This window comes from Ponticaulis profundi, assembly GCF_042659465.1.
GTDB lineage: Bacteria > Pseudomonadota > Alphaproteobacteria > Caulobacterales > Hyphomonadaceae > Ponticaulis > Ponticaulis profundi.
The window spans coordinates 208,025-230,612 of record NZ_JBHSSW010000028.1; the positions used below are offsets into that span (position 1 = coordinate 208,025).

A 22,588-nucleotide genomic window follows, 5' to 3' on the forward strand; every position below is an offset into this window, starting at 1 on the left:
GCGCGCAGCATGCTGGTCGGCTAGCTTCAACACGGGAGTGACCGTGCCCGATTTTCAACGGCGGAAATCGGCGACCTGCACTTCGCAGGACCAGGCCCAACGACGGGCTGATTCAAGCAAAATCTGGTGAGCCACCATTCTGGTGCGTTCATGCATGCGAGTTCCTGATCGGTTGGAGGCCGGACAGCGGGCGAGCTGCATTGCTACTTTGGGGAAAACAATGGGTCAAAATCTGAAGAAATTCTTCGCGTCCTCCGTGATTGCCTTGTCGGCGTCCACGGCGTTTACGCAAGTTGCTCTCGCGCAAGAGGCGGAAGAAGAGACAGCTGTACAACAGACTGTCATCGTTACCGGTACACGTGGTCAGCCACGGTCTGTTACCGACTCGCCGGTTCCAGTCGATGTGATTGGCGATGAAGAGCTCGACAATGTGCCGTTTACAGATGCGAACGACATTCTGAAAACGCTCGTACCGTCTTATTCACTGTCACGCCAGCCAATCTCAGACGGTGGTACCTTTATTCGTCCGGCAACGCTTCGCGGCATGCCGACCGACAAGACACTCGTTCTGGTCAATTCGAAGCGCCGTCACCGTGCTGCTCTGGTTCAGATCGGTGGGTCAGGTACGCAGGGACCGGACATTGCCACCATTCCAGCGGTCGCTCTGGAAAGCGTCGAGGTGCTACGTGATGGCGCTGCAGCGCTCTATGGTTCCGATGCCATCGCGGGCGTCATCAACTTCATTCTGAAAGAGGATGCGGAGGGTGCGACCTTCACGGCGGAAACGGGCCAGTATTATGAAGGCGATGGCTTCCAGTTCGTTACGGCTGCCAACTTCGGTGTGGCGCTTGGTGAGAATGGCTTTGTAAACCTGTCCGCTGAGTACTCATCTTCTGATGCGACATCACGCGGCACGCAGTATTGCGAAAGCTGGGCGTGTGTCGATCCAAACAGCCCGGACTTTGGTGGATTCAACACGGATATTGCAGGCTACGATTATGATAGCTTCGTAGCTGGTCTTGACGACGCCAATATCGGTTTTGGTGATGTTGTGCAGCCATGGGGTCAGCCTCAGTCGGAAGCGCTGCGTACCTTTGTAAATGCTGGCTATACGCTGAATGAGTATGCTGAGCTCTACGCGTTTGGTAACTACTCCAAATCGCAGGCAGATGGTGGCTTCTTCTATCGTTATCCAGGTAACGGCACGATTGAAAACATTCGTACAGAAGATGGTTCAGTCTGGAGCCCGCTCTACTTCTTCCCGGGTGGTTTCACACCTCGTTTCTTCGGTGATGTGATCGACTACTCTGCTGCTGGTGGTGTGCGTGGCGAACTGGATTCAGGCTTCACATATGACTTGAGCGCGCGTCTGGGGCACAACGAGATTCAGTATTCTCTGAAGAATACCGTGAACCCGTCACTTGGTGAAATGAGCCCGACATCTTTCAGCCCGGGCGATCTGATCAACGAAGAATTCCAGCTTCAGGCTGATTTCTCGAAAGACTTTGAAGTTGGTATGGCGAGCCCGCTCGTTCTGGCCTTCGGTCTGAGCTATCTCGACGAGTCCTATGAGCTGGTTGGCGGTGATCCAATGTCTTATGCCGCTGGCCCGTATGCGACGCAGGACCCTTATGGCTTCTGTGATGGTGATACGCCGACCGCAGCCGGTCTTGGTGTGATCGCAACAGGTTCTACGCTTGACTGTTCTGATCCGGATGACCCTGTTTACACGGTTGTTGGTGTCGGTTCGAACGGTTTCCCTGGTTATTCTCCGGAGTTCTCTGGCGAGTACACGCGGGATTCCTACGCCGCTTATGCCGAGCTTTCCGGTGAGGTGACAGACCGTCTCTTCCTGACAGGTGCGGTACGTTTCGAAGATTATTCTGACTTCGACTCCGAAGTTGTTGGTAAGATTGCTGGTAAGTTCGACCTGACAGATAATATGGGCCTTCGTGCGTCCATCGGTACGGGTTTCCGCGCGCCAACGCCTGGTCAGCAAGGTACAACCAACGTTTCGACCCGTCTGCCGAATGGCTTCCCGGTCGCAACCGGTCTGTTCCCGGCTGGTGGCCCGATCGCTGGTGCGCTGGGTGCTGAGCCACTCGAGCCAGAGAAGTCCACAAACTACACATTCGGTTTCACAGGCAGCTGGGGGCAGACAAGCCTCACAGTCGACTACTACCGGATCGAACTTCAGGACCGTGTGAACGCGATCTCGACACAGGATGTTTCGGCTGATCCGACAGCTGGTGATGCTTACCTGAACTATCTGGCACTTGTTGATGCGGGTGTTGTCGGTGCTGAGTCCATTGGCGGTGTGTTCTACTTCCAGAACGCGTTTGATACGGTTACGGAAGGTGTCGACATCGTTGGTACTTACACCATGCCTTGGGAAAGCGGAGCGACGACAAGCTTCACGGCGTCCGTCAACTACAACAAGACCGAGTTTGATGGCTTCAACATTGAAGGTCTCTTCAATGCTGAAGATACATACGACTTCGAAAATGGTGATCCGAAATGGCGTGGCGTTTTCAGCGTGAACCATGAGATGGGTCCTTGGAACCTCATCGGTCGTGCGAACTATTACGGTCCATACGAGAACTCCGACAGCGGCGGTGCATCAGGTCTGATCCAGGATTTCGACCCTGTTGTGCAGGTCGATCTGGAAGCTGCGTACCAGATGTCAGATGCAGTTCGTCTTTCAGTTGGCGCACGTAACGTCTTTGATCAGTATCCGGACAAAGCGGATCCAGCGATCGGTGACTCTTGCTGTGGCCGGGTATACCGCTCAGATTCAATCGTCGATTGGCAGGGTGGCTACTACTACGTGAAACTGAAAGCAGAACTTTGATCGCCCTAGGGTCATAGTGCCAATGGTTTGTGCACTCTCATAAATGTGAATTCAGGGGCGGGCGAAATCCCGCCCCTGATGCTTTTTGCGGGTCTAGGTTCGGACTGCAGGTGCGGATTTGGCTCGCCTGTTTAGTTTGTGAATGTTGGGGATTCATTGCGTTTTGGCTGATTATTCTTGGGTACAGCTCGCACAGATGGTTGTTGTCCTGATGTGTGCTGGTTTGGCTGCAGGTTTTGTCGCGGGATTGTTTGGAATTGGCGGCGGTTTTGTCGTCGTGCCCGCCCTGTTGCTTGTGTTTCATTTTTTCGGGTTCGACGAAGATGTCGTAACCCATACCGCTATCGGTACTTCGCTTGCCACGATAATTGTGACGTCGCTGAGATCGTTGCAGGCGCACCATAAGAAGAAGGCCGTCGATTTTCAGATCATCAGGGACTGGCTCCCCTGGTTGCTGGTTGGTGTGGTTTTCGGACTTCTTCTGGCTCGCTTCATGGATGGTGCATCTCTGAAGCTCATCTTTTCCGTCGGGGTGTTCCTGATGGGTATCCATTTCATCTATCCGGTGAATGCCGGCATGAAGAAGGCGTTCAAACCGGAAATGCCGAAAGGTGTGCGTCTGGCCAGTATTGCCAGCTTTCTTGGCGGTTTCTCGGCCCTGCTTGGCATTGGTGGTGGCACCATTGCGGTGCTCGTGATGACGACGTGTGGGCGCAAGATCCACCAAGCCGTGGCGACAGCTGCAGGATTTGGCGTGATCATCGCGCTGCCGGGTGCAATCGGTTTCGCCATCATTGGCATGGGGCAGGAAGACCTGCTGCCGGGCTCTATTGGCTATATCAACGTGATTGCAGCGCTCGCCGTCACATCCATGTCAGTGATTACGGCGCCTATGGGGGCCAAGCTCGCGCATGCACTCGACGGCAACAAGCTGAAGAAGATTTTCGGTATTTATCTGATCCTGACATCAGCGCTCGTTTTCTACAAAGCGTTCGCCTGAGCGTGGGATCAATATTGAGTTCAATCAAAAACCCGTCGTCTGAGGCGGACATCATAGGAGAATAGGGGATTAAAATGGCTTTTGATATTTCAAGACGTTTTCTGCTGGCGGGCTCTGCTGGCGCAGCGATGAGCAGCATGGCGGGACTTGCAACTGGTTCTGCCGCTGCTGAAGAGGCGGGCGCGTTTACCCCTGAAAATGCGGCGGTTGAAAATCCGTATCTGCTCGGGGCTCCGGAAGGCGTCGCTCTGCTGTCGCGCAATGAAAACCCGTATGGTCCATCCAAATCTGCGCTGGAAATGCTCGCTTATGCCGGAAAGAAGGGGGCGTATTATACGTCTCAGGATTCGATCATGATGTTGAAGGAGATGATTGCGGAGCGCCATGGCATCACGCCAGAGCACATCGCACTCACAACCGGCTCAGGTGAAGCGCTTTCCGCCATCGCAATGATCTATGGCCCGAACGGCCCGATCGTTGCGCCGCGTCTGTTTTGGGACACGACCGCCCTATACGCGAAGCGCCTTGGCATGGCTGAAATCGACCGTGTGCCTCTGACCCCGGAAATGGATGTTGATCTGCCAAGCATCGAAGCGAAGGTGACCGAAGACACAGGCCTGGTTCAGCTTTGTAACCCGAACAACCCAACCGGTCTCGTCACGCCGGCCAGTGTTATCAAGCCAGCCGTCAAGCGGATGGCGGCAAAAACGACGGTGATCGTCGATGAAGCCTATATGGAGCTGGCTGATGCACCGGAGGAGACCTCCTGTATCGATCTGGTGAAAGAAGGCCATGACGTCATCGTCACTCGCACATTCTCGAAGATTTACGGTATGGCGGGTATTCGCATGGGTTATGCGATCGCAGCACCTGAGACCGCAATGAAGATCCAGGCGACGGCTATGTCCTGGAGCCCGTGTACATCATATGCGGCCGCGATCGGTTGCTATAACGACACGAAGTTCATCGACTATTCGAAAAAGAAGATCGTTGAGGGCCGCCAGATGGTTATGGCAACGCTCGACACGCTGGGTCTGGAATACCTGCCGTCGCAGACGAATTTCGTTTACTTCAAGTCCGGCCTTGAAGCGAATGACGTTCAGAAGGCCATGGCGGACAAGAAGATTTCGGTCCGTGGTCAGTATATGGACTATAACGAATGGACCCGCGTCTCTATGGGCTTCATCGAAGACGTCGAGCGCTTCTGTAAGGCACTGCCGGAAGTAGTTGGCGCTTAACGTCGGCTGACATCTGTATCATGGGAAAGGCCTTCCTTATTTGGAAGGCCTTTTTCATTATTCGGAAGCGTTCAAAAGCGCGCGGAACTGCTTAAGATTTGTTTTCCAGGCTTTGTGTCCGCATCCGTATTCAGCCAGCGTTTTTCTGATCTGGTGATGATCCAAAATCTTTCGCAACTCTGAATCCAACACTCTGTCGTCCCTTTTCTGGGCAACAGAATGTCTGAGTTATTCCGCTGCGTCGAGGAGGGCTCTCATTCGGGCGAGGTAATCCAGCCAGGCTTTGCGGCCCGCAGCGGTCAGGTGGACGCGCGTCTGAGGTTTCCGGCCCTCAAACCGCTTCTCGATCTCCACATATCCGGCATCTTCCAGCTTGCGCAAATGCGTGGAGAGGTTTCCGTCCGTCGCGTTTACCCTGTCTCGAAGCTCACCGAAAATGGCGGGCGACACGGCGGAAAGATAGGCCATGATGCCAAGGCGAATTCGCCCATGTATGGCATCATCAATGTCGGTGTGGTCAAACGGGTTCACAGTCGCTGACATGATGAGCCCGCCTTAAACGATGGTTTTCGGTTCGGCGCGCATCTGCTGAATGCCAGGCAGCACGGCAAGGCCCAGAATACCGACAGCGGTGACCAGGTAGATTTCTGGCAAGCCGACGAGAAAGGCGCCCACAGCCGAAATGGCGACAGAGCCGATCACCTGTCCCCATTTGACCGGAGAGCCTGAAAACGCGGCCTGTCCGGCGAAGGCGACGGCATGGCCGAAGAAGGCAAGCGGCAGGATCGTGTCAAACAGGATGGACGGTGCGCCGCGCAGAAGAACAGCGCCGATGATGGCTGCGAAGTAGAGGAATATGCCCGAGCCTGCCACCGGCCAGATCACGCGAGTGATCCTGTTGTGAGCGGCCGCGCTGCCGGGACGGCTTTTCAGTGTGCCGACCAGAATGAAGTTTCCGACGAAGCCAATCAGGGACGCACCCAGCCAGAGCCAAAGCAGGGCGAATGGGCTGTCGACCGTCAAATGGCCTGAAATGACAGCCCAGTGAGCTAACATGGTGGCGCTCATCAACGCGCCCCACCAGACCAGGAACCGCCCGCCAAGGCTGGGGGCCTGCTCACCAGATTCGGCAATGTCCCGCAAATAGGCGAGATCGTCAGCAATATTCGTGCTCATGAAAATCTCCTAAAAGAGTACTTTGAAAAGCAAAGTAGAAGAATTTGGAATTTTGTCAACTTTGCTTTTCAAAATGAAAATTATATCGAAAATGCAATGCGGTAAGCGCGTTTAAAGCTGCACGGTTGGGTGTTTGGCGATAGGCTAAGAGGCGTTTTGCCATCCGGCGACACCCTATGCGTCGGCGAGCCGCCTGGCACTTTGCGCGGACTGCGTTGGGCGAAGTGACCCGATCGCGACCGCTTACGCGCGGGGATGCGCCTCCCTATGGGCGGCTGTGAGGCGGGATTCCTCTAGCCCTAAATAGACCTGAGTCGTTGAGGGGCTAGCATGGCCCAACAAGCCTTGAATGGAGCGAAGATCTCCGCCATGGGCCAGCAAATGACTGGCAAAGGCGTGTCGCAGAGCGTGTGGTGTGGCGCTGTCCGGAAGGCCAAGCTCCATACCGATCTGCGCCATCAGACGCTGGGCAATGCGCGCAGAGAGTGGACCGCCGCGTGCGCCATAGAAAAGTGGCGTTTCGTCTGAGAACCCATAAGGACAGAGCTTTGCATAAGTGCCAATGGCCTCTCTCGCCATGGGAAGTAACGGCACAAGTCGAACCTTCTGCCGCTTACCAACAATGCGCAGAACCTCTGGTGCGTCCCTGCAGGCGCCGGTCAGTGACAGGGCTTCAGAGATGCGCAGCCCTGCCGCGTAAAGCAGCGTCAGCAATGCCAGATCGCGGGCCTGTATCCAGGGTTCGTCGGAAATCGCTTCGGCGGCGCTCAGCAATGCTTTTGTGTCGGCTTCGGATGTCGGGCGGGGCAGGCGCTCTGGACGCTTGGGACCGGACATCGCCATCAGAGCTGCATTTTCGATACCGTGATAGCGCTGAACATATCGCAGGAAGGCTTTGACAGACGAGAGGGCTCTGGCGCGAGAAGTGGCGGCTTCGAGGCCCTCTTGTCGGCGTCTGGCGAGCCAGCGGCGCACATCGGCAGGTCGCGCATCCGCGATCGGCATATCGAGAAACGCCAGAAGCGATGTTACGTCATGTCGGTAGGCGTCGACCGTGGCAGATGAAAGCTTCCGGCTTTCCTGCAAATGGTCGAGAAAGCCCCGGATTAGGTCAGTATGAGCGTTGGCAGTTCTGGTCATGTCTGTGGATTTTCCCGCTTCTGTCTTAACAGGCTCTTTTCATTTGCAGCATCACTCCTCAAAAAGGCAGGCATGAAGATCGCGCGCGTCATGTTTACGCTCCCTTTGCCCGAGCCCTTTGATTATGAGGTGCCAGACGATTTTGATGTCGTGCCGGGTAGCTATGTGCGAGTGCCTTTAGGGCCGAATGAGCGGACCGGCGTTGTCTGGGATGTCTTTGAAAATGCGGAAGAGGCGCGCGATTTAAAGTCCGTCTATATGGTGTATCCGGCACCCCCAATGCCGAAATCCGTACGTGACTTCGTCGACTGGAGTGCGCGTTACACCTGCTCCAATCCTGGGGCGGTGCTACGCATGGTGCTGCGTGTGCCATCCGCGCTGGTTCCCTCCAGGACGCAGACCGTGCTTGAAAAAGGTAATGCGGAGGTCGCGCGCATGACGCCTGCACGGGCGCGGGTTCTGGAGCTCATCGACCAGTTTCCACCGTTGACCGCTGCAGAGTTGGCGCAGGAGGCTGGCGTCTCGACGTCCGTGGTCAAGGGGCTGGCAGATCAGGGGGTGTTATCACGCAGTGAGCGCCTGATCGACATGCCTTACGAAATGCCTGCGCCTCTTGATGGTGTACATGCGCTGACCGATGAGCAGTCAGAGGCGGCTGATCTGCTCCGCCAACGTGTGCGCGGCGATGCATTTAGCGTCACCTTGATTGACGGTGTTACCGGCTCGGGTAAGACGGAGGTCTATTTCGAAGCCATTGCCGAGGTGCTGACATCGCATCCGCAGGGGCAGGTCCTCATCCTCCTGCCAGAAATCGCACTCACGCAAGCGATCATGAAACGGTTCGAAGCGCGTTTTGGGGCGAAGCCAACCGAATGGCATTCCGGTCTTTCCGACGCTGAACGCCGCCGGGCGTGGCGTGAAGTGGCGCACGGTCGTGCCCGCATTGTTATTGGTGCCCGTTCAGCGCTGTTTCTGCCGTTTCCGAATTTGAAGCTCGCCGTTGTGGATGAAGAACACGATGGCTCGTTCAAACAGGAAGAGGGGGTAATTTATCACGCCCGAAACCTATGCGTCGCGCGCGCGAAGTTTGAGGCCTTCTCTGTCATTCTGGCGAGTGCAACACCGGCACTGGAAAGCCTGCATAATGCGCAGCAGGGGCGATATGGCTATGTGAAACTTGCAGCGCGTCCGGGGGCTTCGCGCTTGCCAGACGTGTCGCTCGTGGACCTGCGGTCTGATCCGCCCGAGCGGGATGAATGGCTATCGCCTGTTCTGGCCCGGGCAATGGCCGAGAATCTTGAAGCGCAGGAACAGTCGCTCATCTTTCTGAACCGCAGAGGATATGCCCCGCTCGTCATCTGTAAGGCATGCGGAGATCGTCTGACAGCGCCCGGCACGCACAATTGGCTGACAGAGCACCGTTATACGGGGCGCCTGGTCTGCCATCTGACAGGCTTTTCCATGCGGCGTCCGTCGGCATGCCCGAAATGTGGTGCGCGAGACAGTCTGATGGGGGTGGGGCCAGGGATTGAGCGGGTTGCAGAGGAGATCCGTCGGAAGCTGCCCCAAGCTCGTCTTGAGCTTTTGTCTTCAGACACCGTCCAGTCCGGCGATGATATTCGTGCTCTGATCCATCGCATGGAGACAGGCCAGATTGATGTGCTCATCGGCACTCAGATGATTGCCAAAGGACACAACTTTCCAGGCCTAACGCTTGTGGGCGTGGTCGATGCGGATGCCAGCCTGAAAGGTGGTGATTTACGTGCAGGCGAGCGTACCTTTCAGCTGCTCTCGCAGGTGGCGGGTCGGGCAGGCCGCGCCGACAAGCCGGGGCGGGCCATGCTGCAAACTTATCAGCCCGAAGCGCCGCTCATGGTGGCGCTTGCCGGGAGTGACCGCGACAGTTTCCTTGCGGTCGAAGATGAGATGCGGGATGTCATGGGCATGCCGCCACATGGCCGTTTGGCAGCGCTGATTCTCTCATTCCCCGACGATCAGGAAGCTGCGCGCCTCGCCAGAGAGATTGGCATGATGGCGCCAAATGCTGAGAGCGTTGATGTCTGGGGACCTGCGCCTGCGCCTATTTCTTTGCTCCGCGGACGTTATCGCTGGCGTTTTCTTGTGCGCGCCGATCTCAATGTCGATTTGTCGGCTTATATGTCAGCCTGGCGCAAGGCGCTTAAGCTGCCTGCGCAGGCCCGACTTCAGATCGATATCGACCCATATAGCTTTATGTAATGGACATTGCGCGTTGTGGCCCTTAACGAGGCGGCAACAGGTGCAAAGGAGGCGCAGGTCTCGTGTTCTTTCTGAAATACCTCCCCACGCAGTCGTTGATTCTGAATTATCAGGAGCACTTTCCAGACGGCGCCGAACCGAAGATTGCGTCCCGGTTGGAAATGCTGCGAGAGGCAAGTCTGCTGCTGCGCGATCTTGAGGATTTCTTCCGCGCGCATGACTTCTCTCTGACAAGGTTTCTGATCTGTGTGATTCTTGACCGCGCTGACGAGCAGGGTGGTTTGCAGCATTCTGAAATCGTCGAACGTATTGATGTTTCCTCGCCGGTCATTAGCCGCAGTCTGAAGTCGCTGATTGATGAGAGGTTTGTGTGCGTCGAAAGCGAGACAGAAGGCAGGCGGACCAAGCGCAACCGTCTGACAGATGCAGGCAAAGCGCGACTTCAGTCGCTCATGCCGGGCTATTATGAGATACTGCTAAAATAGTTTCAGTTTGTGTGCGGGTCTTCTGGACGACGACAAGGCATTGGGGCAGGTAACCGATATGGTGAGCTTTATTCCTCAGAATAAGTTGGAAATCGATCTTCAGGCCGCGCGGGCTGACGGGGGGAATTTCGCTGCCTTCCTGCCGAATTTCGTCAGAGCCAGCGTCTTCGTTCCAAGTGTGAGCGACGTTCATAAAAATCCTGGTGATTTTCAGCCCGTCCTGTTTGATCAGGAGGGTGAGCCCCGTATGATCGTTTTCACGGCTGAAAGCCGCGCGGCGTCCGTTTCGCATGTCGGGCCCTATGTGAAAAGCCTTCCGGTTCAACGGCTTGTCACAGGTATGCCGATGAGAACCGGTTTGCTCGTCAATCCGGGAGAGAGCGTTGGCTTTTCGATCAGTGCGGCTGGTCTGAGACGCCTGGCTGCGGACATCTCCCGAAACTGATGCAATCGCCTCAAAAACTCGTTCGAAACGCTGTTGTCACCTTTTAGGTAGCATGCTATCAGCCGCCCGACGGAGTGGAATGGGGCGCATTTTCGCGAACCTTCTTGTCTGTTAAACTGGTTTTCAAGTCCGAACCGATCTCGGTTCGTAAAACAACGGGTGAGCTCTTGAGCGCGATTTCTTCCGTCCAGGTGAGTCCAGCTGCTACGCGCTACGCGTCCGCACTGCTCGATCTGGCTGCCGAACAGGGTGTGATTCCCCAGACTGAAACCGAATTGACCGCTTTCGGTTCTGCGCTCGCAGAAGTCCCCGAGATCGGCGCTATTCTGTTTTCTCCGACTGTCAAAACGGAAGACAAGGTTGCGACCATCGCAACGGTCTCCGAGAAGATTGGTCTGTCTACTCTCGTTTCAAACTTTCTGGGTGTTGTCGCGACGAACAGTCGTGCGACGGAACTCCCGGGAATGGTCAAGGCGTTTCGCGATCTTTCCGCTGAACGCCGCGGTGTGACCCGCGCCAGCGTGAAATCTGCTCACGCACTTACGGACGCGCAGGTCGAAGAACTCAAATCGCTGGTCGCTTCTGTCGCTGGCGGTGAAGTCTCTATGGATGTTGATGTTGATCCGGCACTCATCGCCGGCTTTCAGCTCAAGATCGGTTCGCGCCTCATCGACGCGAGCGTGAAATCTAAACTCGACAGAATGAACCTTGCCATGAAGGGAGCGTGAGCTCAATGGATATCCGGGCAGCTGAGATCTCCGAGATCCTCAAGAAACAAATCCAGAATTACGGTGTGGAAGCTGAAGTTTCCGACGTCGGTCAGGTCCTTTCCGTAGGCGACGGTATCGCTCGCATACATGGCCTCGACAACGTTCAAGCCGGTGAGATGGTTGAATTTGCTGGTGGCGTTAAGGGCATGGCCCTGAACCTGGAGCGCGACAACGTTGGTGTCGTTATCTTTGGTGATGACCGCGGCATTAAAGAAGGCGACACGGTCAAGCGTCTGGCTGAGATCGTTGCTGCGCCAGTTGGTAAAGGCCTGCTCGGTCGCGTGGTGAACCCGCTCGGTGAGCCAATCGACGGCAAAGGTGAGCTGACGGGTGTCGAAGCGCGTAACCGCGTTGACGTAAAAGCGCCTGGCATTATTCCTCGTAAGTCGGTTCACGAGCCGATGATGACGGGTATCAAAGCCATTGACGGTATGATCCCGGTCGGCCGTGGCCAGCGTGAGCTCGTCATTGGTGACCGTCAGACTGGTAAGACGGCGATCTGTATCGACACCATTCTGAACCAGAAGCCAATCAACGACGCTGCCAAAGACGATTCTGAGAAACTGTTCTGCGTCTATGTCGCGATCGGTCAGAAGCGTTCAACGGTTGCCCAGGTTGTTAAAACGCTCGAAGAGCGCGGTGCGCTTGAATACACGACGATCGTTTCTGCGACCGCTTCTGAGCCTGCGCCTCTGCAATACCTCGCGCCATACACGGGTGCGACGATTGGCGAGTATTTCCGCGACAACGGCATGCACGCACTCATCATTTTTGATGACCTGTCCAAACAGGCTGTGTCTTACCGTCAGATGTCCCTGCTTCTGCGTCGCCCACCAGGCCGCGAAGCTTATCCTGGTGACGTATTCTACCTGCACTCCCGTCTTCTCGAGCGTGCGGCGAAACTGAACGATGATCTCGGCAATGGTTCTCTGACGGCTCTGCCAATCATTGAAACCCAGGCGAACGACGTTTCGGCTTATATTCCGACAAACGTGATTTCGATCACTGACGGTCAGATATTCCTTGAAACCGACCTATTCTATCAGGGTATCCGCCCGGCTGTGAACGTTGGTCTCTCGGTTTCTCGTGTGGGTTCTGCTGCTCAGACGAAAATCATGAAGAAAGTTGCTGGTTCGATGAAGGGTGAGCTTGCTCAGTACCGCGAGCTTGCAGCCTTCGCGAAATTCGGTTCGGACCTCGACCCTGCGACACAGAAAACGCTGGATCGTGGTGCGCGTCTGACCGAGCTTCTGAAACAGCCTCAGTTCTCTCCGCTCCAGATGGAAGAGCAGGCGCTGGTTATCTACGCGGGTACACGCGGCTATCTGGATGCTGTTCCGGTTGCAGACGTGACACGTTACGAAACAGAGCTCCTGAAATATCTCCACGCGAACAAGTCTGATCTTCTCGCGAAGATCCGTGACGAGAAAGCACTCACCGACGAGATCGCTGAGATGATGGACGCTACACTGACGGAATTCACAAAGAATTTCGCTTAATTCGAGCCAAGGTGGACTTTAAATGGCCAGCCTGAAGGAACTCAAAGGTCGGATCACTTCTGTGAAATCCACACAGAAGATCACGAAGGCCAAGCAGATGGTCGCAGCCGCCAAGCTGCGTCGGGCTCAGGAAGCTGCTGAAGCTTCCCAGCCTTACGCAATGCGCATGGCGGCGGTCATCGCGAACCTGTCTTCTGCTGCAGAAGGTGGTCAGGGCCCGAAGCTTCTTGCCGGTACCGGTAAGGAAGACACGCACCTCCTCATCGTAATGACGGCGGAGCGCGGGCTTTGTGGTGGTTTCAACGCGAACGTCGTCAAACGCGCTCGTGAAGAGATCCTGCGCCTGAAAGCGGAAGGTAAAACCGTCAAGATCATTACGGTCGGCAAAAAAGGTCGCGAACAACTTGTTCGCAGCTTTAAAGACCTGATGATTGATCACGTTGATACGTCTGAAGCGCGCGGAAGCGACGATCTCTCTGCAATCGCCCTGACGCTCGGAAAGACGCTGAATGCGAAGTTTGAAGCAGAAGAATTCGACGTTTGTACCCTGATCTATTCACGTTTCCAGAACGTGATGACCCAGGTGCCGACGGCGAAACGTCTCATCCCTGCCGAGCCGCCGGAAGATACACCTGTCGTCGACCTGAAAGGCGCGACATATATCTACGAGCCATCGGAAGAAGAGATTCTTGAAGCGCTTCTGCCTCGCTATCTCAACACGCAGCTTTTGTCTGCGATGCTTGAAAGTGCTGCTGGTGAGCAAGCGGCGTCCATGACTGCCATGGACAACGCGACCCGCAACGCTGGTGAGCTGATCGACAAGCTGACGCTCCAGTACAACCGTGCCCGTCAGGCGCAGATCACGACCGAACTGGTTGAGATCATCGCCGGTGCGGAAGCGCTCTAGAGCAGAACGAGAAACAGGATCGAGGCGAGCATTATGCGTTTCTGGGTATACGAAAACAAAATTCGCAATCGCGCCCGGATTCACACCGCTGAATGCCGTTATTGCAATGACGGCAAAGGCGTTGGTGGCGCTGCTGACAATATCGAAGCAGATCAATGGCATGGTCCATTTGATCTCTTCGCAGAGGCTGAAAGCAAAGCCGCAAGCCTGGGACGTAAAGACGTCGCTGCTTGCGGTGCCTGCAAGCCAGAGACAAAAGAAGCTGCGCCTTCAAAGCCTGCCAAGAAGAAAGCTGCTCCCAAAAAGGCAGCTCCGAAATCAGCGAGCACTACTGCTCCGAAAACCACAACCAAACAAACCGAGACAGCCAAGAAAAAGGGGCCATCAATGAGCACCTCCACCCTACCTAAAGGTAAGATCAGCCAGGTTATCGGCGCCGTCGTCGACGTCGAATTCGATGGGCACCTGCCAGACATTCTGAACGCTCTGGAAACAGACAACCAGGGCACGCGCCTGGTTCTTGAGGTTGCTCAGCACCTCGGCGAAAATACAGTTCGCACAATCGCTATGGACTCGACTGAAGGACTGGTTCGCGGCGCTGAAGTTGCCGACCTCGGCGAGCCAATCATGGTTCCATGTGGTCCTGCAACGCTCGGCCGTATCATGAACGTTATCGGTGAGCCGATTGACGAGCGTGGCCCGGTTTCTACCGATATGCGTCGTTCAATCCACCAGCCAGCTCCTGAATTCGTGGACCAGTCTACGTCTGCTGAAGTGCTCGTAACGGGTATCAAGGTTATCGACCTGCTCTGCCCATACGCAAAAGGTGGTAAAGTCGGTCTGTTCGGTGGTGCTGGTGTTGGTAAAACGGTTCTCATTCAGGAGCTGATCAACAACATCGCGAAACTGTTCGGCGGTTACTCCGTATTCGCGGGTGTTGGTGAGCGTACACGCGAAGGTAACGACCTTTATCACGAGATGCAGGAAGCTGGCGTTATCAACCTCGAAGGCGAAAGCCGCGTGGCTCTGGTATACGGTCAGATGAACGAGCCTCCAGGCGCGCGTGCTCGTGTTGCTCTGACAGGTCTGTCTCAGGCTGAGTATTTCCGTGATGAAGAAGGCAAAGACGTTCTGTTCTTCGTCGACAACATCTTCCGCTTCACACAGGCGGGTGCCGAAGTGTCAGCGCTTCTGGGTCGTATTCCTTCTGCTGTGGGTTACCAGCCAACTCTGGCAACCGACATGGGTGGCCTGCAAGAGCGCATTACCTCTACAAACAAAGGTTCGATCACGTCGATCCAGGCCGTTTACGTTCCTGCCGATGACTTGACCGACCCTGCGCCTGCAACATCGTTTGCTCACCTTGATGCGACAACGGTTCTGAACCGTGCGATCGCTGAGAAAGGTATCTATCCAGCTGTTGACCCGCTCGACTCCTCTTCTCGTATTCTTGACCCGATGGTTGTCGGTAAAGAGCACTACGAAGTGGCTCGTGGCGTTCAGGTGATCCTGCAGAAGTACAAAGAACTTCAGGACATCATCGCGATCCTTGGCATGGACGAGCTGTCTGAAGAAGACAAACTGGTTGTTGCTCGTGCGCGTAAAGTTGAGCGCTTCCTGTCTCAACCGTTCGACGTTGCTGAGGTCTTCACCGGCTCTCCTGGTGTCCAGGTTAAACTCGAAGACACCGTCAAAGGCTTTAAAGGCCTCATCGCGGGTGAGTATGACCACATTCCAGAGCAAGCTTTCTACATGTGCGGTAGCATGGACGAAGTTATTGCGAAGGCTCAGAAAATGGCAGCAGACGCCGCGTAAAACGTCCGTACCATTTGACGAATTAACCAGACGACCGCATCCTCAGGGTGCGGTCGTTTTTGTTTGGGGACGGTGCAGATGAAAAACAAACTGGCGGTCTATGTTGCTATAGTGGGGATCTCCCTGGGAGCAGCGCTTTCGTGCTATGGTTCGCCGCCACCACCACCCGTGCTACCGTCGGCTGTACCCGGAAATTTAGAAGGCTATGATGTCGACTTGATTTGGAACATCTACGAGGAAAGCCTGAAGAATTCGGTTAATGTTGCTCGTGAAAATCTTTTCCAGTCCCTGGCTCGCGCGCGGGGCACAGATCGCTTGGATTCCGATGGAGAAATTGTTCATCGCTTCTTCAAGATCGAAGGCGGGGGTGAACATGTGGAGGAGAGATCGACCACCGCGGTAGAGAAAGTTTGTTTTCAAACGCAGCCCGACAGCGGCCCGGAATGCAGGACACGTTTACGAATAGCAGGCCCTTTGATCCGAAATTCTCTCCCGATCGAAGAAAATTTCGACGCGCAGGTCGCTGTATCTAACTTGATCCAGAGAGGTATTTCGCCAAATGAATTGTCGACCTCGCGACGAACGGAAGACGAACTTTTTGGTTTGCCGTCCGCTGTGGAAACTTTGCAGCAAAGTCTGAGGTTTGGCGTTCTGGATGAGACGACCTGCCCGCAGCTCACGACCCATCTCAATAAACTTCTGGAAGACACAGCACTTTTGGTGAGGTCCCAACCTTCTGATGAAGACGCTTGAGAAATACCCTGGCCACATACGGCGTGGGTGACATATCAAGTCACGACGATTCAAAATGAAGAGCCTACCGTGCTCTCGATGGAAGGCTATAACAACAATCCGGTCATGCAGGCGACGAGAGCATTTCGGGCAGGCGTTGCGCCGTGCCTAGATCAAGTTATGGAGAATACCGCTGACTAAACGATTATCCCTAGCAGGGGTAATGGAGCCTTAAACCGGAGCTCGTGGGTTCGCTCCCGGGATTTTCTGTTTGCGTGGAACAGCCTGTTATCAAAGCGTCTCCACTTCCTCTGGACATCGGCGAGCATTGCTTTAAACAGGCCAAAAAACGTGTGAGATCATAATGACTGACAAGCTGAATTTTTCCCTCGTCTCTCCGGCCCGTGAGCTGTTCAACGGCACGGTAGATCACGTTATCGCACCGGGGTCAGAGGGTGAGTTTGGTGTTCTGCCAAACCATGCGCCATTCATGTCGACGCTGCGTTCAGGTCGCGTCCGTATCATTGATGGTGACACAGTTCATCGTTATTTCGTCCATGGCGGTTTTGCGGATGTAACACCGGAAGGTCTGACCATTCTCGCTGAGGAAGCGATCCGTCTGGAAGATCTGGACGCAGAGCATATCAAAGATGAAATCATGAAAGCAGAGCGCGCACGCGACGCAGCTGTTTCAGACCGTGAAGCGATGTTCAAAGCGGAAGGCGACGTTCAGCGTCTGAGAGCACAGCTTGATGCGCTTGAGGAAGCACACCACTAAGCCGCACTGCATAAGTTAAAAGAAAAGACCGCTCAGTCTGCTGAGCGGTCTTTTTTGTTTTCAGACGGGCGTTGTCCACTTTTCGAAGCGCTTGATCACTTCATCATAAACAGGACGCTTGAAGTGAATAATGTGTTCGCTCACCTCTGACAGCTCACACCAACGCCAGGCATCAAATTCGGGTGTGTGGAGATCGAGCCTGACATCTGAATCCGAGCCTTCAAACCGAAGCGCGAACCATTTCTGCTTCTGGCCATAGTATGGGCCAGACAGGCGGGATTTCAGGTCGCTTGGAAAATCGTAATAGAGCCAGTCATCGGTTTCTTCGAGAATACTGACGAGTTTCGGCGACACGCCGATTTCTTCTTCCATCTCACGAAGGGCGGCGGCTTCGGTGTCTTCGCCCTTGTCGACACCGCCCTGTGGCATCTGCCACTGAAACGGCCCATGTGCATTAATGCGTCGACCGACAAAGACATGTCCGCGCCTGGAAAAGAGAGCGATACCAACATTGGGACGGTATAGCGATGGATCACGGGACCCTTGCAAAGGACCTTCATACATAAAAATCAGCCTTGTGAACGGACACCGGAACTTCCCAGCTCCGGTTGTGCACGCGGCAGTGCGGACGCAGGAGCGAGAACATATCCTTTTGAATCTAATGTAGAAGACCAGTCGCGGATCTGGTCAACCGTGATTGGAAAGGCAAATCCTGTGCCGAGTGCATAGCCTCGCTGTAAGGCGATCGCTTCGAGATAAAGCAGTTGTTCGTCTATGGCGGCGCCCGAAGGGTCGGCATCGACGACGCGGGATGCTTCCGCGAAAGGAAGTGCCTCAGATTTGGCGACCGTCTCAAAGACAGAGCGCGGCGCGGATCCATCATGCATGAACACGAGACCGCGTTCTTTCAGCATTTCGAACACGGGGGAAACGGCGCGGGCATCGGTTGCGTATTTGGCCCCTTGGTAATTGGTAACGCCGTAATAGCCCGTTGCCTGGCTCAGCAGCCATTCGGCGCGACGACGGTTTTCACTGGCGTTGGCAGTTGTCAAAAGCGTGTAGGGACCGGTGTCATTATTCGGATAATCGTAAGGCTCCATCGGAAATTCGATCATCACTTCATGACCGGCCGCGCGGGCCTTATCGATCCATGTCTGGAGATTCTTTGAGTAGGGCACGAAAGAGAGCGTCACGCCTGGAGGGAGTTCATCTATGGCGGCCTGCGTTACGCGGCTGTTCAGGCCGAGACCGCCTATCACGATCGAAATCGTTGGGCGGCCAGCCGGGTTGGAGAAGGGGCGCTTATAGACGTCAAATGGTGTCCGCCCGTCCGCCGCGATGATGGGCATCTTGCCATAGGCGCCCGCTTCATACAGGCCCTCAATAGGCGCGCGTGGCAATCCGGCCGCTGATGGCGCCTGAGCATATTCGCTTGGGGTGTCGTCCTCGTGCGGATCGTCTCCATGACTGTCATCTGTTTCGTGAGGATCGGCGGTGCCGGGATCCGAGATACCAAGGCTCGGCTCGTCCATCTCGGCTAGTGTCGGGCCGTGCTCATCGTCGGATGGGTGATGCGCGTCACTGTCGCTCAGACGTTCCTTCAGGCCAACTGCCTGGCGTGGTTCTTCGGAGAACAGGCCAACAATCTGTTTCGGGCTCGCATGGTCCTCCTTGCCCATAAGCTGGATGGATAGCGCGATCACGCCAACTATGCCGCCAAAAGCCAGGAGACTTAAAGCGGCATGATTGAGACCCGTCTGGAGCGGCGAAGGTGGAAGCTTGCGTTTCGCAGCCATGCGATACACCTGAAATTTGCTGATCGATCTTCACCAAGTGTTCACCAGAACTCTTAACGTTTTACGAAAACAGGCAAATTTTGCCGGGTTTCTATAGAACCCAGCTCTAGTTGTCATGCTTTTGAGAACCGAGTTAGCCGGCTGTCCGCTCATCTACGCTGGAAAGTGTGATGGCGCGCAGCTCTTCAATGGCTTTTTCCAGCTGGAAGTCTTCGCCTTCATAGTCCTCCGGCGGCTGGACCGCTGGCATATGCAGCTGGCGACGTTCCGCGCCGGAGTCATTGTCGAGCGCATTTGGCAAATCCGCTTCAGAGAAGCGACGCATGGACTCGATTTCTTCTTCGGTATAGCGCCGGTTCGAGACTTCAAAGTCTGGTTCAATGCCAGTTGCCTGGATTGAGCGGCCAGATGGCGTGTAATAGCGCGCTGTGGTCAGGCGCAGGGCGCCGCGTTGTGCGCTCAGTGGGAAGACTGTCTGAACCGATCCTTTGCCGAAGGATGTCATGCCCAGAACTTTCGCGCGGTTCATGTCCTGAAGCGCGCCAGCTACGATCTCAGCAGCAGAGGCTGAGCCGCCATTGATCAGCACGATGATCGGAGTCTCAGCAAAGCGCTCGCCGGGCTCTGCGAAATAGCGCTCAATGTCGGTCACGCTTCGACCGCGTGTGGAGACGACTTCACCGGAATTCATGAACGTCCCGGAGACCGATACAGCCTGATCAAGCAATCCGCCCGGATTGTTGCGCAGGTCAATAATCAACCCCGCAGGCGCTCCGTTCAGCTCTTCATCAATGGAATCAAGCGAAGCCTCGAGCAGCTCGGTTGTGCGTTCATTGAAGGCAGAAATCCGCAGATAGCCAATATCTTCGTCTTCAATGCGATAGTCGACAGATTTTGGCCGGATGATCTCGCGGGTCAGCGTTACCTCAAACGGCTCTTCCTCGGCCCTGATAATGGTAATCGTAATATCTGAACCAACCTCACCCCGCATTTCCTTCACCGCTTCATTCAGCGGTAGGCCGACAATCGATTTTCCATTGATTTCGGAGAGGTAATCGCCAGCTTCGAGGCCTGCACGGCTGGCTGGCGTATCGTCGATCGGCGTCACGATCTTCACATAACCATTTTCAGAGGTGACCTCGATACCAAGTCCGCCATACTCGCCGCTGGTCTGAACCTGCATGGCTTCATAATCTTCTGCGCTCAGATAGCTGGAGTGCGGATCGAGCGATGTCAGCATACCGTTAATCGCAGCTTCCATCGCATCTGCTTCGTCGACGCTGATCACATACTCAGAGTCGACACGGCTCAGCACTTCAGAGAAGAGATCAAGCTGCTGATAAATATCGGCGCGGGAACTGCCTTGGCTATTTGCAGACCAGGCGAGTGACGTAACTCCAATGGCAGACAGCCCCAGAGCTGCACCAACGACCGTTCCCATCAACAATGAGCGCATGGCTCTCTCCTCTTTCGTCGCGATCAACCTTTTGATCGGGACATCCATTTGGCCGGATCTTCCGGCAGGCCATCTTTCCTCAGCTCCATATAGAGCTCCTGAGGAATATCATCCCGGTTCGACATGGCGCCGACGGGCTCGCCCGCCAATACCGATTGTCCACGCGTACCATAGATGTCGGCGAGACCTGATAAGACAATATGGTAGCCATCGCCGGTCCGCAATATCAACATCTGACCATAGCTGCGAAACGGGCCAGACCAGACAATAACGGAGTCTGCTGGTGCAACGACCTGCGCTGATGAACGGGTGCGCACGGTCAGACCTTCTGCCTTGCGCCCTGACGGTAATTCATCGCCATAAGTCTGGATGACCTGGCCGGCTGCTGGCAGGCCAAGCTTGCTCAACACAGCGACACTGATCGCTTCATCAGCGCCTTTCGGAGCTGGCTCGTTCAGCACGGATGGCTTGCGTGACGGCGGGGTGGGGGCATTGGCTTCCAGGTCAGCCAGCAATGAGCGTATGTTTTCTGCTTTCACGGCCACAGCATCGAGCCGCTTTTTCAGTTTTTCCGCTTCACCGGAAATATCTTCGAACGCTGAGCGCTTGATCGCGGCAAGGCGCTCAATTTCGTCCTTCTTCGCGCTGAGAAGTTTCTCGGCTGTATCGAGCCGATCTTTCTCTTTGCGTGTCTTTTCGAGGAGGTCTGCATAGCTCCGCACATTCTCGGCGAGCTTTTCTGACCGTATTTCCAGTTGGTCCGCCATGTCTCGCATCACAATGGCCGCTTGAATTGCGTTTGTTGCGCGATCGGGATGCGTGGCGAGCGCAGGTGGCTTTTTCCGCGACGCCTGAATCAGCGCGGTCATGATGTCCTTCAGCCCCTGGCGATCGGCCATGAGCTGATTTCGGGCATCGTTCTCCTTGATTTCGAGCTCAATCAGGCGTCGTTCGATCTCGCTGGCCTGTTCTTCCCGCCGCAGGCTTTCCTGTGCTGCTGAAATCAATTGTCGATTTACAACCGTCATATCCGCGCGCGCAGAGTTCTGAGCCGCTTCGATAGCTTCCAGCGCCTTGCGATCACGTTCGAGTTGCGCTTCGACTTCGCGCAGATCGTCCAGACTGACCGATTCCTGAGGAATAGCCGTGTGGACACCGCTGTAAGCGAGGGTCACCAGAGCAACAGACAGAAATGAGCGCTTGAGCAGGGACATCTATGGAAAATTAGACCGGCTTCTTCAATGTGTCCTTAACAGGACAGAGACTTGGATGATTTATCAGACGGAAAGTCTCTCCGACATGCAAGCCGAAATCAGTCCCTGTGATAGGGCGTTCCAGCGAGGAGGCTAAGGGATCGATAGATCTGTTCAGATGCCATTACTCTGACGAGTTTGTGTGGCCAGGTAAGTTTGCCTAGACAAATCTTGTCGGCGGCCTGGGCTTTTATCTCGTCGGTAAAGCCGTCCGCGCCCCCGATAACAAAACAGAGTTCCGGGCAGCCATCATCGCGCAGTTTCCCGACCTTGCGCGCGAGGGCGCGAGAAGTTGTGCTTTCTCCGGTTTCATCGAACAGGACGAACTTTGCGCCATCGGGCACTTTCGCCAGTAGTTTCTGGCCTTCACCGGCCTGATCGGGGCCGGCATCGACTTCAATTTCCTGGATGTCTCGAAAGCCGAGCGGTTTCGCGAGCTTTTTGGCGCGTGACATATAGTCGTCGACCATAGCGCGTTCGGGGCCGCGCTTGATCTTTCCAACGCCAATCAAACTGATTTTCAAGGCAAGTGCCTCTCAATCTGGTCTAGTTGGCATCCGTGATGTGTGCGCTACCGGACCAGATGCGTTCCAGTTGATAGAAATCACGGACTTCTGGTCTGAAGATATGCACGACAACGTCGCCTGCGTCGATCAGGACCCAGTCTGCACTGGACATGCCTTCGACTTGTGCTCGGCCATGGCCTTCTTCTTTCAGCTTGCGCACGACATGGTCGGCCAATGCGTTCACATGGCGCGCAGAACGACCGGAAGCGATAACCATGGTGTCCGCGATGGAAGATTTTCCACCCAGATCAATCGCCACGATGTTTTCCGCTTTGTCGTCTTCCAGTGTTTCCAGAATGAGTGTTTCAAGCTCTGGAAGATCAGTTGCAGCTTTGACACCGGTTTCAACCGGTGCTGAGTCAGTACTCACGTCCAAAAGGTATCCTTTCATACTACTTTCGACCCTAACCTATTATCACAGTTCTGCGGTAGGCTCAAAAGGC

At 55.1% G+C, this 22,588-nt stretch carries 21 protein-coding genes; 12 read left to right on the top strand and 9 right to left on the bottom strand.

Annotated features, from left to right (window positions below; all coding sequences use genetic code 11):
* Positions 1-220 precede the first annotated feature (220 nt).
* The 3 genes from ACFQDM_RS14800 (at position 221) to ACFQDM_RS14810 (ending at position 5,089) form a co-directional block, all read left to right on the top strand.
* Complete coding sequence (locus tag ACFQDM_RS14800; protein ID WP_377380342.1) at positions 221-2,851, top strand: TonB-dependent receptor plug domain-containing protein; 2,631 nt, start codon at positions 221-223, stop codon at positions 2,849-2,851.
* A 196-nt stretch (positions 2,852-3,047) separates the two neighbouring features.
* Positions 3,048-3,851, top strand: coding sequence for a sulfite exporter TauE/SafE family protein (locus ACFQDM_RS14805; protein WP_377380449.1), 804 nt, complete (start codon positions 3,048-3,050; stop codon positions 3,849-3,851).
* A 74-nt stretch (positions 3,852-3,925) separates the two neighbouring features.
* The gene (locus ACFQDM_RS14810) at positions 3,926-5,089 is read left to right on the top strand and encodes a pyridoxal phosphate-dependent aminotransferase (protein ID WP_377380344.1); all 1,164 of its coding nucleotides are present in this window, start codon (positions 3,926-3,928) and stop codon (positions 5,087-5,089) included.
* Positions 5,090-5,317: 228 nt separating this feature from the next.
* Here the strand turns inward: ACFQDM_RS14810 and ACFQDM_RS14815 are convergent, their stop codons facing one another.
* From ACFQDM_RS14815 to ACFQDM_RS14825, 3 genes are all read right to left on the bottom strand, one after another.
* Positions 5,318-5,632, bottom strand: coding sequence for a winged helix-turn-helix domain-containing protein (locus ACFQDM_RS14815; protein WP_377380346.1), 315 nt, complete (start codon positions 5,630-5,632; stop codon positions 5,318-5,320).
* 12 nt (positions 5,633-5,644) lie between these two features.
* On the bottom strand, positions 5,645-6,265 hold the full coding sequence (locus ACFQDM_RS14820; protein ID WP_377380348.1) for a hypothetical protein: 621 nt from the start codon (positions 6,263-6,265) through the stop codon (positions 5,645-5,647).
* Between the two features lie 243 nt (positions 6,266-6,508).
* Positions 6,509-7,405: a tyrosine recombinase XerC gene (locus ACFQDM_RS14825; protein WP_377380350.1), complete on the bottom strand. Its 897-nt coding sequence runs from the start codon at positions 7,403-7,405 to the stop codon at positions 6,509-6,511.
* A gap of 72 nt (positions 7,406-7,477) precedes the next feature.
* Here ACFQDM_RS14825 and ACFQDM_RS14830 point away from each other — a divergent pair, with 72 nt between their 5' ends.
* From ACFQDM_RS14830 to ACFQDM_RS14870, 9 genes are all read left to right on the top strand, one after another.
* Positions 7,478-9,643 (top strand): primosomal protein N', encoded by a 2,166-nt coding sequence (locus ACFQDM_RS14830; protein WP_377380351.1) that lies wholly within the window; start codon positions 7,478-7,480, stop codon positions 9,641-9,643.
* A gap of 62 nt (positions 9,644-9,705) precedes the next feature.
* Positions 9,706-10,128: a MarR family transcriptional regulator gene (locus ACFQDM_RS14835; protein WP_377380353.1), complete on the top strand. Its 423-nt coding sequence runs from the start codon at positions 9,706-9,708 to the stop codon at positions 10,126-10,128.
* A 58-nt stretch (positions 10,129-10,186) separates the two neighbouring features.
* On the top strand, positions 10,187-10,573 hold the full coding sequence (locus tag ACFQDM_RS14840; protein WP_377380356.1) for an SseB family protein: 387 nt from the start codon (positions 10,187-10,189) through the stop codon (positions 10,571-10,573).
* Between the two features lie 104 nt (positions 10,574-10,677).
* On the top strand, positions 10,678-11,301 hold the full coding sequence (gene atpH / locus ACFQDM_RS14845) for an ATP synthase F1 subunit delta (RefSeq protein WP_377380358.1): 624 nt from the start codon (positions 10,678-10,680) through the stop codon (positions 11,299-11,301).
* Between the two features lie 5 nt (positions 11,302-11,306).
* Positions 11,307-12,842 carry a F0F1 ATP synthase subunit alpha gene (gene atpA / locus ACFQDM_RS14850; RefSeq protein WP_377380361.1) on the top strand — a complete coding sequence of 512 codons (1,536 nt, stop codon included), beginning with the start codon at positions 11,307-11,309 and terminating at the stop codon, positions 12,840-12,842.
* A gap of 22 nt (positions 12,843-12,864) precedes the next feature.
* Entirely contained in the window at positions 12,865-13,749 is an 885-nt protein-coding gene (locus tag ACFQDM_RS14855; protein WP_377380363.1) for a F0F1 ATP synthase subunit gamma, read from the top strand.
* Positions 13,750-14,136: 387 nt separating this feature from the next.
* A complete protein-coding gene (gene atpD, locus ACFQDM_RS14860) occupies positions 14,137-15,564 on the top strand; it encodes a F0F1 ATP synthase subunit beta (RefSeq protein ID WP_377380451.1) in 1,428 nt (475 codons plus the stop codon).
* Between the two features lie 78 nt (positions 15,565-15,642).
* Positions 15,643-16,317 carry a hypothetical protein gene (locus ACFQDM_RS14865; protein ID WP_377380365.1) on the top strand — a complete coding sequence of 225 codons (675 nt, stop codon included), beginning with the start codon at positions 15,643-15,645 and terminating at the stop codon, positions 16,315-16,317.
* Between the two features lie 343 nt (positions 16,318-16,660).
* Positions 16,661-17,074 carry an ATP synthase F1 subunit epsilon gene (locus tag ACFQDM_RS14870; protein ID WP_377380367.1) on the top strand — a complete coding sequence of 138 codons (414 nt, stop codon included), beginning with the start codon at positions 16,661-16,663 and terminating at the stop codon, positions 17,072-17,074.
* A gap of 60 nt (positions 17,075-17,134) precedes the next feature.
* Here the strand turns inward: ACFQDM_RS14870 and ACFQDM_RS14875 are convergent, their stop codons facing one another.
* From ACFQDM_RS14875 to rsfS, 6 genes are all read right to left on the bottom strand, one after another.
* A complete protein-coding gene (locus ACFQDM_RS14875) occupies positions 17,135-17,638 on the bottom strand; it encodes an RNA pyrophosphohydrolase (protein WP_377380368.1) in 504 nt (167 codons plus the stop codon).
* A gap of 5 nt (positions 17,639-17,643) precedes the next feature.
* Positions 17,644-18,870, bottom strand: coding sequence for a divergent polysaccharide deacetylase family protein (locus ACFQDM_RS14880; RefSeq protein WP_377380370.1), 1,227 nt, complete (start codon positions 18,868-18,870; stop codon positions 17,644-17,646).
* Between the two features lie 133 nt (positions 18,871-19,003).
* Positions 19,004-20,326, bottom strand: a complete 1,323-nt coding sequence (locus ACFQDM_RS14885) for a S41 family peptidase (protein WP_377380372.1) — start codon at positions 20,324-20,326, stop codon at positions 19,004-19,006.
* Positions 20,327-20,349: 23 nt separating this feature from the next.
* Positions 20,350-21,540 carry a murein hydrolase activator EnvC family protein gene (locus ACFQDM_RS14890; protein WP_377380374.1) on the bottom strand — a complete coding sequence of 397 codons (1,191 nt, stop codon included), beginning with the start codon at positions 21,538-21,540 and terminating at the stop codon, positions 20,350-20,352.
* A gap of 98 nt (positions 21,541-21,638) precedes the next feature.
* Positions 21,639-22,103 carry a 23S rRNA (pseudouridine(1915)-N(3))-methyltransferase RlmH gene (locus tag ACFQDM_RS14895; protein WP_377380376.1) on the bottom strand — a complete coding sequence of 155 codons (465 nt, stop codon included), beginning with the start codon at positions 22,101-22,103 and terminating at the stop codon, positions 21,639-21,641.
* Between the two features lie 22 nt (positions 22,104-22,125).
* Positions 22,126-22,515, bottom strand: a complete 390-nt coding sequence (gene rsfS, locus ACFQDM_RS14900) for a ribosome silencing factor (RefSeq protein ID WP_377380378.1) — start codon at positions 22,513-22,515, stop codon at positions 22,126-22,128.
* Between the last annotated feature and the right edge of the window lie 73 nt (positions 22,516-22,588).

Coding starts and splice junctions, on each gene's coding strand:
- ACFQDM_RS14800 (WP_377380342.1), top strand. CDS start 221: ATGGGTCAAAATCTGAAGAAATTCTTCGCGTCCTCCGTGATTGCCTTG.
- ACFQDM_RS14805 (WP_377380449.1), top strand. CDS start 3,048: ATGGTTGTTGTCCTGATGTGTGCTGGTTTGGCTGCAGGTTTTGTCGCG.
- ACFQDM_RS14810 (WP_377380344.1), top strand. CDS start 3,926: ATGGCTTTTGATATTTCAAGACGTTTTCTGCTGGCGGGCTCTGCTGGC.
- ACFQDM_RS14815 (WP_377380346.1), bottom strand. CDS start 5,632: ATGTCAGCGACTGTGAACCCGTTTGACCACACCGACATTGATGATGCC.
- ACFQDM_RS14820 (WP_377380348.1), bottom strand. CDS start 6,265: ATGAGCACGAATATTGCTGACGATCTCGCCTATTTGCGGGACATTGCC.
- ACFQDM_RS14825 (WP_377380350.1), bottom strand. CDS start 7,405: ATGACCAGAACTGCCAACGCTCATACTGACCTAATCCGGGGCTTTCTC.
- ACFQDM_RS14830 (WP_377380351.1), top strand. CDS start 7,478: ATGAAGATCGCGCGCGTCATGTTTACGCTCCCTTTGCCCGAGCCCTTT.
- ACFQDM_RS14840 (WP_377380356.1), top strand. CDS start 10,187: ATGGTGAGCTTTATTCCTCAGAATAAGTTGGAAATCGATCTTCAGGCC.
- atpA (WP_377380361.1), top strand. CDS start 11,307: ATGGATATCCGGGCAGCTGAGATCTCCGAGATCCTCAAGAAACAAATC.
- ACFQDM_RS14855 (WP_377380363.1), top strand. CDS start 12,865: ATGGCCAGCCTGAAGGAACTCAAAGGTCGGATCACTTCTGTGAAATCC.
- atpD (WP_377380451.1), top strand. CDS start 14,137: ATGAGCACCTCCACCCTACCTAAAGGTAAGATCAGCCAGGTTATCGGC.
- ACFQDM_RS14865 (WP_377380365.1), top strand. CDS start 15,643: ATGAAAAACAAACTGGCGGTCTATGTTGCTATAGTGGGGATCTCCCTG.
- ACFQDM_RS14870 (WP_377380367.1), top strand. CDS start 16,661: ATGACTGACAAGCTGAATTTTTCCCTCGTCTCTCCGGCCCGTGAGCTG.
- ACFQDM_RS14875 (WP_377380368.1), bottom strand. CDS start 17,638: ATGTATGAAGGTCCTTTGCAAGGGTCCCGTGATCCATCGCTATACCGT.
- ACFQDM_RS14880 (WP_377380370.1), bottom strand. CDS start 18,870: ATGGCTGCGAAACGCAAGCTTCCACCTTCGCCGCTCCAGACGGGTCTC.
- ACFQDM_RS14885 (WP_377380372.1), bottom strand. CDS start 20,326: ATGCGCTCATTGTTGATGGGAACGGTCGTTGGTGCAGCTCTGGGGCTG.
- ACFQDM_RS14890 (WP_377380374.1), bottom strand. CDS start 21,540: ATGTCCCTGCTCAAGCGCTCATTTCTGTCTGTTGCTCTGGTGACCCTC.